The 13,121-nt window shown below is 71.9% G+C and carries 12 protein-coding genes; 2 read left to right on the top strand and 10 right to left on the bottom strand.

The annotated features are described in order from the left end of the window. Positions 1–84: 84 nt before the first annotated feature. Genes IG88_RS0123900 through IG88_RS0123855 form a run of 10 tightly spaced genes read right to left on the bottom strand, consistent with a single transcriptional unit; the run spans position 85 to position 10,058 of the window. The gene (locus IG88_RS0123900) at positions 85–600 is read right to left on the bottom strand and encodes a hypothetical protein (RefSeq protein WP_031044804.1); all 516 of its coding nucleotides are present in this window, start codon (positions 598–600) and stop codon (positions 85–87) included. Further along, positions 597–1,886 (bottom strand): MlaD family protein, encoded by a 1,290-nt coding sequence (locus IG88_RS0123895; RefSeq protein WP_031044801.1) that lies wholly within the window; start codon positions 1,884–1,886, stop codon positions 597–599. Before IG88_RS0123895 ends, IG88_RS0123900 begins: the two co-directional genes overlap by 4 nt. After that, positions 1,883–3,088 carry an MCE family protein gene (locus tag IG88_RS0123890; protein ID WP_031044799.1) on the bottom strand — a complete coding sequence of 402 codons (1,206 nt, stop codon included), beginning with the start codon at positions 3,086–3,088 and terminating at the stop codon, positions 1,883–1,885. Before IG88_RS0123890 ends, IG88_RS0123895 begins: the two co-directional genes overlap by 4 nt. Further along, complete coding sequence (locus tag IG88_RS0123885; protein ID WP_031044797.1) at positions 3,085–4,107, bottom strand: MCE family protein; 1,023 nt, start codon at positions 4,105–4,107, stop codon at positions 3,085–3,087. The genes IG88_RS0123890 and IG88_RS0123885 overlap by 4 nt, the downstream gene beginning before the upstream one ends. Continuing rightward, positions 4,107–5,159: an MCE family protein gene (locus IG88_RS0123880; RefSeq protein ID WP_031044796.1), complete on the bottom strand. Its 1,053-nt coding sequence runs from the start codon at positions 5,157–5,159 to the stop codon at positions 4,107–4,109. Before IG88_RS0123880 ends, IG88_RS0123885 begins: the two co-directional genes overlap by 1 nt. After that, positions 5,156–6,220 carry an MCE family protein gene (locus IG88_RS0123875; protein WP_031044794.1) on the bottom strand — a complete coding sequence of 355 codons (1,065 nt, stop codon included), beginning with the start codon at positions 6,218–6,220 and terminating at the stop codon, positions 5,156–5,158. The genes IG88_RS0123880 and IG88_RS0123875 overlap by 4 nt, the downstream gene beginning before the upstream one ends. Beyond that, positions 6,217–7,473: an MCE family protein gene (locus IG88_RS0123870; protein ID WP_031044791.1), complete on the bottom strand. Its 1,257-nt coding sequence runs from the start codon at positions 7,471–7,473 to the stop codon at positions 6,217–6,219. Before IG88_RS0123870 ends, IG88_RS0123875 begins: the two co-directional genes overlap by 4 nt. A gap of 1 nt (position 7,474) precedes the next feature. Then, positions 7,475–8,281 carry an MlaE family ABC transporter permease gene (locus tag IG88_RS0123865; RefSeq protein WP_031044788.1) on the bottom strand — a complete coding sequence of 269 codons (807 nt, stop codon included), beginning with the start codon at positions 8,279–8,281 and terminating at the stop codon, positions 7,475–7,477. 5 nt (positions 8,282–8,286) lie between these two features. Further along, a complete protein-coding gene (locus tag IG88_RS0123860; RefSeq protein WP_031044785.1) occupies positions 8,287–9,051 on the bottom strand; it encodes an MlaE family ABC transporter permease in 765 nt (254 codons plus the stop codon). Then, entirely contained in the window at positions 9,048–10,058 is a 1,011-nt protein-coding gene (locus IG88_RS0123855; RefSeq protein WP_031044782.1) for an ABC transporter ATP-binding protein, read from the bottom strand. Before IG88_RS0123855 ends, IG88_RS0123860 begins: the two co-directional genes overlap by 4 nt. Before the next feature lie 653 nt (positions 10,059–10,711). Between IG88_RS0123855 and IG88_RS0123850 the strand changes: the two genes are divergently transcribed. Both IG88_RS0123850 and IG88_RS0123845 read left to right on the top strand, forming a co-directional pair. Next, positions 10,712–11,344, top strand: a complete 633-nt coding sequence (locus IG88_RS0123850) for a hypothetical protein (protein ID WP_031044778.1) — start codon at positions 10,712–10,714, stop codon at positions 11,342–11,344. 139 nt (positions 11,345–11,483) lie between these two features. Further along, a complete protein-coding gene (locus IG88_RS0123845) occupies positions 11,484–13,097 on the top strand; it encodes a DUF6801 domain-containing protein (RefSeq protein ID WP_031044773.1) in 1,614 nt (537 codons plus the stop codon). The last annotated feature ends 24 nt before the right edge of the window (positions 13,098–13,121 follow it).

Raw genomic sequence — 13,121 nt, 5'->3', positions numbered from 1 at the left:
CGGCACGTTCGGGCTCGGGGGCTCCGGCGCCGGATGCGGCGGGCTCGGTGGGTGGTGTGGTTCTGCGCTGGAGCCATGTCGGCGTCATCGCTTCTCGTCCCTCTCCTCCTCGACCGGCACCGCGCTCAGCGCCCTCACCTTCCACTCCCCCTCGCCCGTACGGGCCAGGACCGCCTCCAGGCGTTTGCGGTCGGTGGCCGGCTTCCCGGCGGTCCCGGCGGGGGTGACCTCGACGCGGACGGTGGCGATGAGCTTGGCCGTGCCGGCCCGCGTGTCGAGCGCGGTGACGGCGGCCTCGGTGACCGTGCCGCGCGCCGAGCTGCCCGCCTCGGCCTCGGTCCCGCCGAGTTCCTCGCGCAGCGGCCCGGTGGAGACGGCACGCCAGTCCCGGATGCCCCGCTCCGCGCTCTGCCGGGTGGTGGCGTCGAGGGTGGTGAGTACGGCGATGCCCGCGCGGCCGTCGGCGAGCGCTGCGTCCCGCTCCCGGCCGTAGGCGAGCGCGTCGTCGGTACGGGCCTGGGTGTACGTCCACGCGCCGGTGCCGCAGAAGGCGAGGGCCAGCGCGAGCCCCGTCCCGGCGAGGAGCCGCGCCCGCCTCATCGCGTGCTCCCGGGGCCGGCCGGGGCGAGGAGACCGGACAGGCCGGCCGGGGCCTCGCCGCTCTGTCCGGGCAGGGCGAGCGCGCCGGGCAGGGCCGGGGACGCGCCGCCCTTGGCGGGTGTACCGGCGCCGCTGCCCGAGGGCAGGGTGCCGGGCCGGGCCGGTTCGGGCACCGCGCCGCCCTTCGGGGCGTTGGCCGAGCCGCGCACGTTCTTGCCGCTGGAGGCCGGGGCGGTGCAGGCGGCGTCGGTGTTGAGGGCGGGCGCGGTGCCGAGGTCGAGGCCGTTGCGGTAGCGGGTGGCGCCGTAGCCGTCGGTGCAGGGCAGGGGGCTGAAGAAGGTGACGGCCAGGCCGAGGTCCAGCTTGCCCGCGTCGACGGCGGTGGCACCGGCCGAGACGGCCGCCGGGTACTTCACGAGGAGTTCCTCGATGCCGCGCTGCCGGGTGACGGCGACCTCGGAGGTGGTGAGGAGGTTGGCGAGGACCACGCCGAGGCTCGGGTCGAGGTCCCGCAGCAGGCCGCTGACCTGGGTGGCGGCCTCCGGGGTGACGGCGAGGAGACGGCGCAGGTCGGCGTCGGACCCCTTGAGGGCGGCGGCCAGGTCTTTCGCGCCCACGGCGAAGCCGCGGATGGCCTCGGCCTCCTGGGCCTGGGTGCGCAGCACCGTCTCGCCGTCGTTGATCAGCAGGGTGGTGGAGGGCAGGGCGCGGTCGGCGGCCTCGACGAAGTCGCTGCCGCTGTCGAGCAGCACCTGGAGGTCGTCGCCGTGTCCTTCGAAGGCCTTGCCGAACTCGTCCACGACCGTGCGCAGATCGTCCAGCGGCACCGAGCCGACCAGGTTGTCGACGCTGCTCAGCACGTCGGTGACGGGTGCGGGCACCTCGGTGTCGGCCTGTTCGATGCGGGTGCCGTCGGTGAGGTAGGGGGAGCCGTCGCTCTCGGGCCGCAGGTCGATGTACTGCTCGCCGACGGCGGAGAGCCCGGCGACCACGGCCTTGGTGTCGGCGGGGATGCGGGGCGCCGACTTCTTGATGCGCAGTTCGGCGACGACGCCTTCGGCGGTGAGACCGATCGGGCCGACGCGCCCCACCGAGACACCCCGGTAGGTGACGTCCGAGTGGGTGAAGAGACCTCCGGTGCGCGGGAGTTGGACGTCCACGGTGTAGTAGTCGGCGACGCCCACGTACCGGCCGAGGTCGGCGTAGCGGATGCCGAGGTAGGCGAGGGCGAGGACGGCGATGAGGAGGAAGGCGAGGTTCTTCAGCCGTACGGCGAGGGTGATCACCCCGTTTCACCCCCGGACTTCGCCCCGGTCCCGGACACGGAGGGCAGCGGCAGCGGCGAGGCGGGGCCGTGCTTCCCCGTGGACCGCTGCCCGGCCGCCGGCCCCGCCCCGGCGTCCGGGGGCGTGGACGAGGCGGGCGTGCTCCCGGGCACGAGCGGCGGGATCACCTCCGTCCCCGGTACCGCGACGACGCTCAGGTACGTGTTGAGGTAGTCGCCCTTCACCCCGCGCAGCACCTCGTCGGTGAACGGGTACGTCAGCAGCACCTGGAGCGAGTCCGGCAGGTCGGTGCCCGCGTCGGCGAGCGCCTTCAGCGTCGGTGCGACGGCCTTGAGGTCGGCGATCATGTCGTCCTTGCTCGCGTTGATGGTGGAGACGGCGACGCCGGAGAGCGTGTCGAGGGAGCGCAGCATGGTGAGCAGGGAGCCGCGCTGCTTCTCCAGCGTCTTCAGTCCCGGCGAGAGGCCGGTGAGGACGGTGCCGACGTCCTCCTTGCGGGTGGCGAGGGTCGAGGAGAGCCGGTTGACGGCGTCGAGGGCGTCGGTGATGTCCTCGCGGTGGTCGTCGAGGTCGCCCACCAGGGTGTTGACCCGCTTCAGCATGGAGCGGACCTCGGGCTCGCGGCCGCCGAGCGCGGCGTTGAGCTCCCGGGTGATGGTCTTGAGCTGGTTGACGCCGCCGCCGTTCAGGAGCAGGGAGAGCGCGCCGAACACCTCCTCGACCTCGGTGTTGCGGCTGGTGCGGGCCAGCGGGATGACGCTGCCGTCGGTCAGCCGGCCCGTGCCGCTCTCCTTGGCGGGCGCGACGAGCTGGACGTACTTCTCGCCGAGCAGACTGGACTGTTCGAGCCTCGCGGTGGCGTCGGCGGGCAGCTTCACATCGCCGTTGATCTCCATGGTGACGCGGGCCGACCAGTCGTCCTCGCCGAGTTCGACGCGGGTGATCCGGCCGACGGCGACGTCGTTGACGCGCACGGCGGCGTGCGGGACCAGGCTCAGTACGTCCTGGAGTTCGGCGGTGACGGTGTAGGGGTGGTCGCCGAGGTCGGCGCCGCCGGGCAGCGGCAGGTCCTCGATGCCGTCGAAGCCCGGCAGTCCCGCCGGGACCCCGCCGAGGGTGAGGGCGAGGGCGAGGCCGAGGGCGATCACTCCGCCGGCGGCGAGCCCGGCCGTCCGGCCCCTGGGGAGCGCTGCGCGTTTCATCGGCCGTCTCCCTTCTCCCGGGCGGTCGCCCCGGCCACGGGCAGCGGCAGCAGCGGTCCGCCGCTGCTGATCTCGTTGAGGTTGGCGCGGCCGTCGAGGGTGCGGGTGTCGGGGTTGTAGGCGTTCACGACGTTGTCCGCGGCCAGCGGTGCCACGTCCAGCGCCTCGGCCAGCGAGGCCCGCTGCTCGACGAGGGTCCGCGTGATGGGGACGAGGCGGTCGACGTTCTTCTTCAGCTCGCCGCGGTTGTCCTCGATGAAGGTCTTGACCTGGCCGAGTGCCTTGCCGAGTTCCTCCAGGGCGCCGGTGAGGTCGTCCTTGTTGTCGGCGAAGAAGCCGACGACCTCGTCCAGGCGTTCCTGGGCGGTGCGCACGTCGGTGTCCTTGTTCTTCAGCATGGTGGTGAAGGTCTGCAGGCTGCTGACCGTCCTGAACAGGTCGCCGCTGCTGCCGTCGAGGGTCCTGGCGGCCTTGCCGAACGCCTCGACGCTGTCCCCGACGGCCTCGCCGTTGCCGTCGAGGTTGGCGGCGCCGGTCTTCAGCAGGCCGGACAGCGCGCCGTCGGCGTTGGCGCCGTCCGGGCCGAGGGCGTCGCTGAGATCGGTGATCGAGTCGTAGATCTGGTCGATCTCGACGGGGACGCGGTTGCGGGAGGCGGGCAGGACGGCGCCGTCGGCGAGGGCGGCGCCCTTGCTGTAGGCGGGGGTGAGCTGCACGTAGCGGTCGGCGACGACGCTCGGTGCGACGACGACGGCCCGCGCGTCCGCGGGGGCCTTGATCCCCTCGTCCAGGCGGAGGCGGACGCGGACCCGGGTGCCCTCGGGCCGCACCGACTCCACCTCGCCCACCCGCACCCCGAGGATGCGCAGGTCGGACCCGGCGTAGACGCCGATGGCGCGGTCGAAGTAGGCGGTGACGCGGGTGCCGTCGGGCTCCAGGACCCGGGCGGCGACCAGGCCGCCGGCGGCGAGCACCACGAGGGCGAGCACCCCGGTGAGGATCTTTCGGCGTCGGGTCATCACGCACCGCTCCCCTGGGCCGCCGCCGGCTGTTTCGGCGGCAGGCATCCGGTCTCGGGCTGGGAGGCCGCGGGCAGGTAGTCGCGGGGCACGACGCCGCAGAGGTAGCTGTCGAACCAGCGGCCGTTGCCCAGGGTGTTGCCGACCAGTCGGTAGTACGGGCCGACGAGGGCGAGGGTCTTGCCGAGCTGGGTGTTGTTCTTCTCCAGGACGGTGGTGACGCGGCCCAGTGCCTTGAGGGTGGGGCCGAGCTGCTTCTCGTTGTCCTTGACGAGGCCGCCGAGTTCGGTGCCGAGGTCCTGGCTGCCCTTGAGCAGGGCGCTGATGGCGGCGCGGCGGTCGCGGAGTTCACCGAGCAGGGGGCCGCCGTCCTCGATGAGGGTCTCGAAGCTGGACTTCCTGTCCTCCAGGGTCTTGGTGAACCTGGCGCTGCCCTTGAGGAGTCGGGAGAGCTGGGCGTCGCGCTTGGAGAGGGACTTCGACAGGTCGGACAGCCCGGTGGCGGCCTTGCGCACGTGCGGCGGGGAGTCCTTGAAGGTGTCGGAGATGGTCTCGAAGCTCTCCGCGAGCCTGCCGGTGTCGATGTCGTCGACGGTGCCGCTGAGGTCCTGGAAGGCCTGGGTCACGTCGTAGGGGGAGGTGGTGCGGGTCAGCGGGATGCGGGAGCCGGGGTCCTGGCGGTGGGAGCCGAGCGGGTCGAGTGCCAGGTACTTGTCGCCGAGGACGGTCTTGATGGCGATGGCCGCGGTGGTGCGGTCGCCGACCCAGGCGTCCTCGACCTCGAAGCTGACCTTGACCTTGGCGCCGTCGAGCGCGACGCCGGTGACCCGGCCGACCTTGACCCCGGCGATGCGCACCTCGTCGCCCTTGTCCAGGCCCGCGGCCTCGGAGAAGTCGGCGCTGTAGGCGGTGCCGCCGCCGAAGGGGAGCCGGTCGGCGTTGTAGGCGAGGAGCGCGACCAGGGCGAGGACGAGCAGCCCGGCCACGCCTACGGCGACGGGGTTGCGTTCCTTGACGGGCTTGATGCGCGGCCTGCCGCTCGGGCGTTTCATCCGCGGCACCTCGATTCGGTGATCGCGATGCCGGTCGGCGGCCTGGAGCCGTCGGAGGTGGTCACTCCGCTCACGCGGGCCTCGCAGAGGTAGAGGTTGAACCACGATCCGTAGGAGGACAGGCGCGCGAGGGCGGTCATCTTGGCGGGGCTCCTGTCGAGGAAGTCCTCGATCTGCGGGGTGTGTTCGCCGAGGCGGGTGGCGAGCCGGCCCAGTTCGCGGACGTCCTGCTTGAGGGGGGCGCGTCCGTCCTCGAGCAGGCCGGCGGTGACGGTGGTCAGGTCGCCCATGGCGGCGACGGCCCTGCCGAGGGGTTTGCGGTCCTGGTTGAAGCCGGTGACGAGTTTCTGGAGGGTGACGACGAGGTCGTCGAAGCTGTCCTCGCGGTCGTTGAGGGTGTCCAGGACGGTGGTGAGGTTGTCGACGACCTCGCCGATCACCTTGTCCTTGGCGGCGACGGTGGTGCCCAGCGAGCCGATGTGCCGGATCAGGCCGTCGACGGTGGCGCCCTCGCCCTGGAGCACCTGCACGATCGATCCGGCGAGTTCGTTGACGTCCTTCGGGGACAGCCCCTCGAACAGCGGCTTGAAGCCGTTGAAGAGCAGGGTCAGGTCGAGGGCCGGGGTGGTGCGGTCCAGCGGGACGGTGCCGCCCTCCGGGAGGGTGCCGGTCAGGTCGCCGCTGCCGCGTCCCAGGGAGATGTAGCGCTGGCCGACCATGTTGAGGTACTTCACGGCGGCCGTGGTCGAGCGGGGCAGCGGGCGGTCGTCGCGGACGGTGAAGGTGACCTGGGCGGTGCGCCGGTCGACGACGCGTACGTCGGTGACCTCGCCGACCGTCACTCCGGAGATCCGCACGCTGTCGCCGTCCACGAGTCCGGTTACGTCGGTGAACAGGGCCTTGTAGGTGCTGGTCCCGGTGCCGGAGCCGGCACGGGAGCCGGCGACGCTCAGGCCCAGCACGGTGGTGGCGAGGGCGGTGACCACCACGAAGACGAGGGACTTGACCAGCGGCCCGGTCAGCGGGCGGCGGCGGGTGTGGGCGTGCTCGGACCCGGTCATCGCAGGGTCACCTCCGTGCCGCGGTAGAGCGGGCCCACCAGCAGGCTGCTCCAGTCGGGCAGGTCGCCGGGGCGTTCGCCGGCGGCGGGGGCGAGGAGTTCGTTGACGAGGTCGTTCTCCTGCGGGGAGTTGGCGGGCCCGAGGTCCTGCTCGGCGGCCGGGGTGGCGGCCCGCGCGGCCGGCCGGGGCAGGGTGCCGAGGTAGGGCACGGCGGGGCAGCGGGGTCCGCCGCCCGCGTCGTAGGCGGGGGTGTCGCGGCCGGGCCGGTAGGCGCCGCGGGAGGCGACGGTGGTGACGTCGACGTGGATGCCGGGGCGGTCGGTGCCCTTGCCGAGCGCCTTGTCCATGGCCGGCACGAACTCGGCGAGGGTGCGCAGGGTGCAGGGGAAGGCGGCGGAGTACTCGGCGAGCAGTTCCAGGGTGGGACGGCTGGTGGCGCCGAGCCGGATGATGTTGTCCCGGTTCTTGCGCAGGAAGGCGGTCACGTCCTCGGCCGTCCGGGTCGTGGCGCCGAGGGTCGAGGCGAGCTGGGCCTCCTGCTCGGCGAGGGTGCCGCTGGTGGTGGTGAAGTCGGTGAGCGCCGTGAGGATGTCGGGCGCGGCGTCCGCGTAGACATGGCTGACCTTCACGAGTTCCTTGAGGTCACGGTTGAGGGCGGGCAGGCTGGGGTTGAACTCCGCCAGGTGCTCGTCGAGCAGCGTGAGCGTGTCGCCGAGCCGCTTGCCGCGTCCTTCGAGGGCCTGCGAGACGGCGGACAGGGTCGCGGAGAGCTTCTGCGGCTGGACGGCGGTGAGCATCGGCAGCACGTTGTCGAGGACCTGCTGGAGTTCGATGGCGTTCGCGGACCGGTCCTGGGGGACGACGGCCCCGGCGGCCAGGGGCTCGGGCGAGGGGTCCGCGGGCGGCACGAGGGCCACGAACCGCTCGCCGAACAGGGTGGTGGGCAGCATCTGCGCGCGGACGTCGGACGGTACGTCGTCCAGCGCGCCGGGCTTCATGGCGAGGGTGAGCCGGGCGCCGTCACCGGTGGAGTCGACGGTGCGGACCTCGCCGACGACGACGCCGCGCAGTTTGACCTCGGCGCCCGGGTGCATCTGGTTGCCGGCGCTGCCGGTCTCGACGACCACCGGGTCGGAGTCGGTGAACTTCTTGTCGTAGACGGCGACGGCCAGCCAGATCAGCAGGCAGGGCACGAGGACGAACACCACCCCGGCCAGCCGGTGGCGCAGCACCTCGCCTCTCGGTCGGCTCATCTCACCCCGCCACCTTCACGGTCGTGGTCGCGCCCCACAGGGCCAGGGACAGGAAGAAGTCGGTGACGCTGATCAGCACGATGGCGTTGCGCACGGAGCGGCCGACGGCGACGCCGACCCCGGCCGGGCCGCCGGAGGCGCGGTAGCCGTAGTAGCAGTGGGCGACGATCACCATCACGCTGAAGATCAGCACCTTCAGTACGGACAGCAGGACGTCCGTCGGGGAGAGGAAGAGGTTGAAGTAGTGGTCGTACGTCCCCCGGGACTGGCCGTTGAACAGGACGGTCACGTAGCGGGAGGCGAGGAAGGAGGAGAGCAGCCCGATCGCGTAGAGCGGGACGATGGCGACCACGCCGGCGATGATGCGGGTGGTGACGAGGTAGGGCATGGAGCGGATGCCCATGCCTTCGAGGGCGTCGACCTCCTCGTTGATGCGCATGGCGCCGAGCTGGGCGGTGAAGCCGGCCCCGACGGTGGCGGAGAGGGCGAGCCCGGCGACGAGGGGGGCGATCTCGCGGGTGTTGAAGTAGGCGGAGACGAATCCCGTGAACGCGGCGGTGCCGATCTGGTCGAGGGCCGCGTAGCCCTGGAGTCCGACGACGGTCCCGGTGAAGAGCGTCATCGCGATCATCACGCCGATGGTGCCGCCGATGACGCCGAGGCCGCCGGAGCCGAAGGCCACCTCGGCCAGCAGGCGCTGGACCTCCTTGAGGTAGCGGCGCAGGGTCCTGGGGATCCACAGCAGGGCCCGGACGTAGAAGAGGAGTTGGTCGCCGGAGCGGTCGAGCCAGACGAGCGGGGAGGCCATCGACCTCAGCCTCCCTTCGGCGGGACGATCTGGAGGTAGACGGCCGTCATCACCATGTTGACGAAGAAGAGCAGCAGGAACGTGATGACGACGGACTGGTTGACGGCGTCGCCGACGCCCTTGGGGCCGCCGCGCGGGTTCAGTCCCCGGTAGGCGGCGACGATGCCCGCGATGAACCCGAAGACCAGCGCCTTGAGTTCGCTGACGTAGAGGTCGGGGAGCTGGGCCAGGGCGGAGAAGCTGGAGAGGTAGGCGCCGGGGGTGCCGCCCTGCATGATGACGTTGAAGAAGTAGCCGCCGAGGATGCCGACGACCGAGACCAGGCCGTTGAGCAGGACCGCGACGCCCATGGCGGCCAGGACCCGGGGCACGACCAGGCGCTGCACGGGCGAGACGCCCATGACCTCCATGGCGTCGAGTTCCTCGCGGATCTTGCGGGAGCCGAGGTCGGCGCAGATGGCCGAGCCTCCGGCCCCGGCGATGAGCAGCGCGACGATGAGCGGGCTGGCCTGCTGGACGACGGCGAGGACGCTGGCGCCGCCGGTGAACGACTGGGCGCCGAGCTGCTCGGTCAGCGAGCCGACCTGGAGGGCGATGACGGCGCCGAAGGGGATCGAGACCAGGGCGGCGGGCAGGATGGTCACGCCGGCGACGAACCAGAACTGCTCGACGAACTCGCGGAACTGGAAGGGCCTTCGGAAGACGGCCCGGACGACTTCGGCGGCGAGCGCGAAGAGTTGCCCGGTCTGCCGCAGCGCGCCGGTGATCACGCGCCGCTCCCGGCGGCGGGCATCGGGAGGGTGGCCGCCTCGGAACTCTTCGCGTAGGTCTCGCGGATGGCGGTGCGTGCGGCGGGCGGCAGCGAGTCGATCATGCCCAGGACGCGCTCGCGGCGCCGGGCGACGGCCCGCCGGGGCGGGAGGCCGGGCGACGGCTCGAGCTGCGGCACGATCACCCGGGGCGCGGCGGGGGCCGCGGGGGCGGCGTCCGCCTCGGCGGCGAGGGTGGCCGCGTCCTTCTCCTCGGACATCCCGATGGGCCCCTCGCGCCGGCCGCCGAGGAACTGGGCCACGACCGGCTCGTCGCTGGTGAGCAGCACCTCGCGCGGGCCGAAGGTGACCAGTTCGCGCAGGAAGAGCATCCCCATGTTGTCGGGCACGGTGGCGGCGATGTCGAGGTTGTGGGTGACGATCAGCATCGTCGCGTCGAGCTGGGCGTTGAGGTCGATCAGCAACTGGGAGATGTAGGCGGTGCGGACCGGGTCGAGCCCGGAGTCGGGTTCGTCGCACAGGATGATCTGCGGGTCGAGGACGAGCGCGCGGGCCAGGCCGGCCCGCTTGCGCATGCCGCCGCTGATCTCTCCCGGGAGCTTCCCCTCGGCGCCCAGCAGCCCGACGACCTCGATCCGCTCCATGACGATGCGGCGGATCTCGGACTCCTTCTTGCGGGTGTGTTCGCGCAGCGGGAAGGCGATGTTGTCGAAAAGGGACATGGACCCGAAGAGGGCGCCGTCCTGGAACATGAGGCCGAACAGTTTCCGGGTCTCGTAGATGTCCTTCTCCGGGCTGTTCACCATGTCCACCCCGTTGATGAGGACACGGCCCTGCTCGGGTTTGAGCAGCCCGATGAGCGACTTCAGGAAAACGGTCTTGCCGGTTCCGGACGGGCCCAGCATCACGCTGACCTCTCCGGCCGGAAGAGTGAGTGACACGTCCCGCCAGATGCTCTGCTTACCGAAGGACTTGGTCAGGCCCTCGACCACTACTTCGATTCCCATATCACCTCCAGCGGACGTCAAGCGGATGGCGCCGCGGGCCCGCACGTTAAGTCGGCCCGGAGCGCACTGACAACGGGTGCGGCACGGGTGTTCGGCGCCCCCGCGGAACTTGTCACCGCGCAGACAACCCGCCCGCCCCGCACTTGTCTCCGGGGAGACAGGGCGGGGTTCCGCGGTTCCGGGGGGCGTGGATCCCGCGGGACCCCGCCGGCGGACACCCCGGCCGCACAGGAGGTGGGCCGGAACGCGTCCGCCGGGGCTCCGGCCGACGGGGGCCACCGACCTGGAACCGAGCACCGCACCGGCACGTTACGGCCGAGTAACCTCGGCGGGCAACACCGGAATCGCACTTTTCCGGGATACCGACTTCGGCCATCCGGAACCTGTCAGGCACGACACAGAAACCCCTCGGAATCTTGTCACCGAGTGAGCGTTCCGACCCTGCGCCGAGCGCCTTCCGCGCGGATTTGCAGACCTCGGCCCCACCCGTCTTCCTTGGCAGTCGGTGACTAAGGCGAATCCCGATTCGCTCACTCTGGAAACAGCTTGCTCCGCTTTTCAAAGAATCATGGACGGCTGCATTGTTCGGCTATGTTTCCGGCGAGTAACGTCACGGCTCACTGCAGGCCAACCCTCAAGGAGACTTGCGAGCCATGAAGAAGAGCATCAGAAGGTCGGCCCTCGTGGCGTGTGCGGCCGCGTCGGCGCTCGGTCTCGCCGCCGCCCCGTCCTCGGCGGCGCCCTCCACGGTGTGGACCGTCACTCCCTCCCCGTCCTCGTTCAAGGCCGTCAACGTCGGCAACATCGTGCTGACCGCCACCATCCCCATGACGTGTACGACCTCGACCGCGGCCGGGACGATGGCGAGCACCACCGGCAACCCCGGCGACGTCGCCGACATCACCACCATGAACTTCGGCTCGTCCACCTCGCCGTGCACCAGTGTCCTGGGCAACGTCACCACCACGTCGGTCGTCCCGTGGGACGTCATCGCCGTGGACTACAACGCCTCCACCGGGGTCACCACCGGGTACGTCGGCAACGTCAAGGCCAACGTGACCGCCGGTGCCTGCAAGTTCACGGTGACGGGCAAGGCCTCGGGCACGTACACCAACTCCACCGGGTACCTCGCGATCAACAGCACCGCCGGTGAACTGGTGGTCAGCAACCCCGTCAACTGCGGTGCGGTCGTCACGACCGCCACCAAGCCCACCTTCAAGGGCACCTACGCGGTCACGGTGGCGAGCACCGGCGCCATCCCGAAGATCGTCGGCTCCAACCCGTAGGCCGCCGGCCGGACGCGGACGCCCGGCCGGCACCCCGGCCGGGCGTCCGCGGGCCCTGCGCCGTAATCGCGGAAGACGGGCCGTACGCCGCGTGCCCCGACAAGACCGGCCCCCGTCCGAGCCATCCGAGCGGAGTCGTATGAAAGCCACGCCAGCCGCCGCGCCGCGGCCGTCCCGGTCCCGTGCCCGGACCACGTCGGCCGCCGCGTTCGTCGTGCTCGCGGCCCTGGTGCCGACCACGGCCGCCGCCACCGGAAACCAGGAGGTCGCGGTCGAACTGCCCTACGTCTGCGCGCTGCCCTCGGGGCAACTGCCCGCGACGGTGAGCGTGTCGGCGACGTTCCCGGAACGGGCCGCGGCGGGCGAGGCGTTCACGCCGTCCGGCGTCACCACCACCGTCCGGCTCCCGGCGGAGGCGGTCGCGGACCTGGCCGCACGCGACGCGGCCGAGGTGCGGGCGGCCACCCGGCTCGACGTCGGCGTCGCCCAGAACGCGGCGACCGCCACGGCCGTCTGGCGGGGCACCGCCGAGCCGGCCGCCCTGCCGGAGACGGGGCCGCTGACGCTGGTCGCGACGGGGGACGTGCCCTCGGTGGCCGGGCAGGGCGGGGGCGACCTGACGTTCTCCGCGGGTGCCCTCTCGATCGACCTGGCGCTCGGGGCGGCGGAGGGCACCGCCGACGACACGGCCGCCGCGGACCCCGGCTCGCTGACCGTGGACTGCACCCTCGCCGAGGACGCACCGGAGCGGGGGCTGCTGGCGACCGTACCGGTCGGCACGGGCACGCCCGGGGCGAGCGGTGCCCCGTCCTCGCCGGAGCCGTCCGGGACGTCCGGGGCGCCGGGCGACGGGCAGCCGGACGGGAGCGGGGAGCCGTTGCCGGAGCGGCAGTCCGAGCGGTCGCCCGAGGTGCTGGAGAACCGGCCGGGTGCCGCCCCTGACCGCGACGACGTCCCGCCGTGCCGCTACGACGAGCAGCACCCGCCCACGGACGTGTCGCTCAGCGCCTACATCACCGGCTACGCCAACGTGAACAAGATGAAGGGCGCCGCGTACCTCCCGCCGTCCTGCGTGCTGATCGAGCAGGGCCTGCCGGTGCCGGGTCCGCCCGACCCGGACTACCTGATCTTCGACACCCTGTCGTACGCGAACTTCCACTACCAGGAGCGCAAGCAGACCCCGCCCTTCGAAGCGACCTTCCTGTCCTTCGACTTCGCGCCGGTGAAGGCCACCATGGTGATGGAGCAGACGGGCCCCATGCGCATCGACTCGCGGATGAAGATCCGCCTGTCGGACTTCACCACGATCACCGACACCTACGTCCGGGCCCCGCTGGTCCTGCGCGTGCTGGACCTGGAGGTCAACGGCACGCCCCTGGACGTCGGTTCCGGGTGCCGGACCCGGACGTCCCTCACCTCGAAGGACCCGGACCCCGCGAACTTCCCCGGCGACCACCTCGTGCTGTACGGCCGGGGCGAGCAGACCGCCGGCCTGCCGGCCACCGGCTACCTGCTCCTGAGCGGCGGCGCGCTGTCCGGCGAGATGTCCGTCCCCGCCTTCACCGGCTGCGGCAGCGACGGCGAGGACCTCGACCGTCTGCTCACCGCCTCCGTCTCCGGTCCCGGCAACTTCGTCAAGCAGGTCCAGGGCCAGACGTGTGCGATCGCCGCCCCCGTCTTCCCGAGCCCCGAGAACGAGGGTCAGTGCACCGAGGACCTCCAGCCCTACGAGATCCCCGTCGCCGAGCGCTGACCCGCCGCCGCCCCGCCCCTCCCA

It is taken from the genome of Streptomyces sp. NRRL F-5650 (genome assembly GCF_000721365.1).
GTDB lineage: Bacteria > Actinomycetota > Actinomycetes > Streptomycetales > Streptomycetaceae > Streptomyces > Streptomyces ardesiacus.
Note: the sequence above shows the minus strand (reverse complement) of the source record. Positions and strands in the feature narration are given on the sequence as shown.

Coding starts and splice junctions, on each gene's coding strand:
- IG88_RS0123900 (WP_031044804.1), bottom strand. CDS start 600: ATGAGGCGGGCGCGGCTCCTCGCCGGGACGGGGCTCGCGCTGGCCCTC.
- IG88_RS0123890 (WP_031044799.1), bottom strand. CDS start 3,088: ATGAAACGCGCAGCGCTCCCCAGGGGCCGGACGGCCGGGCTCGCCGCC.
- IG88_RS0123885 (WP_031044797.1), bottom strand. CDS start 4,107: ATGACCCGACGCCGAAAGATCCTCACCGGGGTGCTCGCCCTCGTGGTG.
- IG88_RS0123880 (WP_031044796.1), bottom strand. CDS start 5,159: ATGAAACGCCCGAGCGGCAGGCCGCGCATCAAGCCCGTCAAGGAACGC.
- IG88_RS0123875 (WP_031044794.1), bottom strand. CDS start 6,220: ATGACCGGGTCCGAGCACGCCCACACCCGCCGCCGCCCGCTGACCGGG.
- IG88_RS0123870 (WP_031044791.1), bottom strand. CDS start 7,473: ATGAGCCGACCGAGAGGCGAGGTGCTGCGCCACCGGCTGGCCGGGGTG.
- IG88_RS0123865 (WP_031044788.1), bottom strand. CDS start 8,281: ATGGCCTCCCCGCTCGTCTGGCTCGACCGCTCCGGCGACCAACTCCTC.
- IG88_RS0123855 (WP_031044782.1), bottom strand. CDS start 10,058: ATGGGAATCGAAGTAGTGGTCGAGGGCCTGACCAAGTCCTTCGGTAAG.
- IG88_RS0123850 (WP_031044778.1), top strand. CDS start 10,712: ATGAAGAAGAGCATCAGAAGGTCGGCCCTCGTGGCGTGTGCGGCCGCG.
- IG88_RS0123845 (WP_031044773.1), top strand. CDS start 11,484: ATGAAAGCCACGCCAGCCGCCGCGCCGCGGCCGTCCCGGTCCCGTGCC.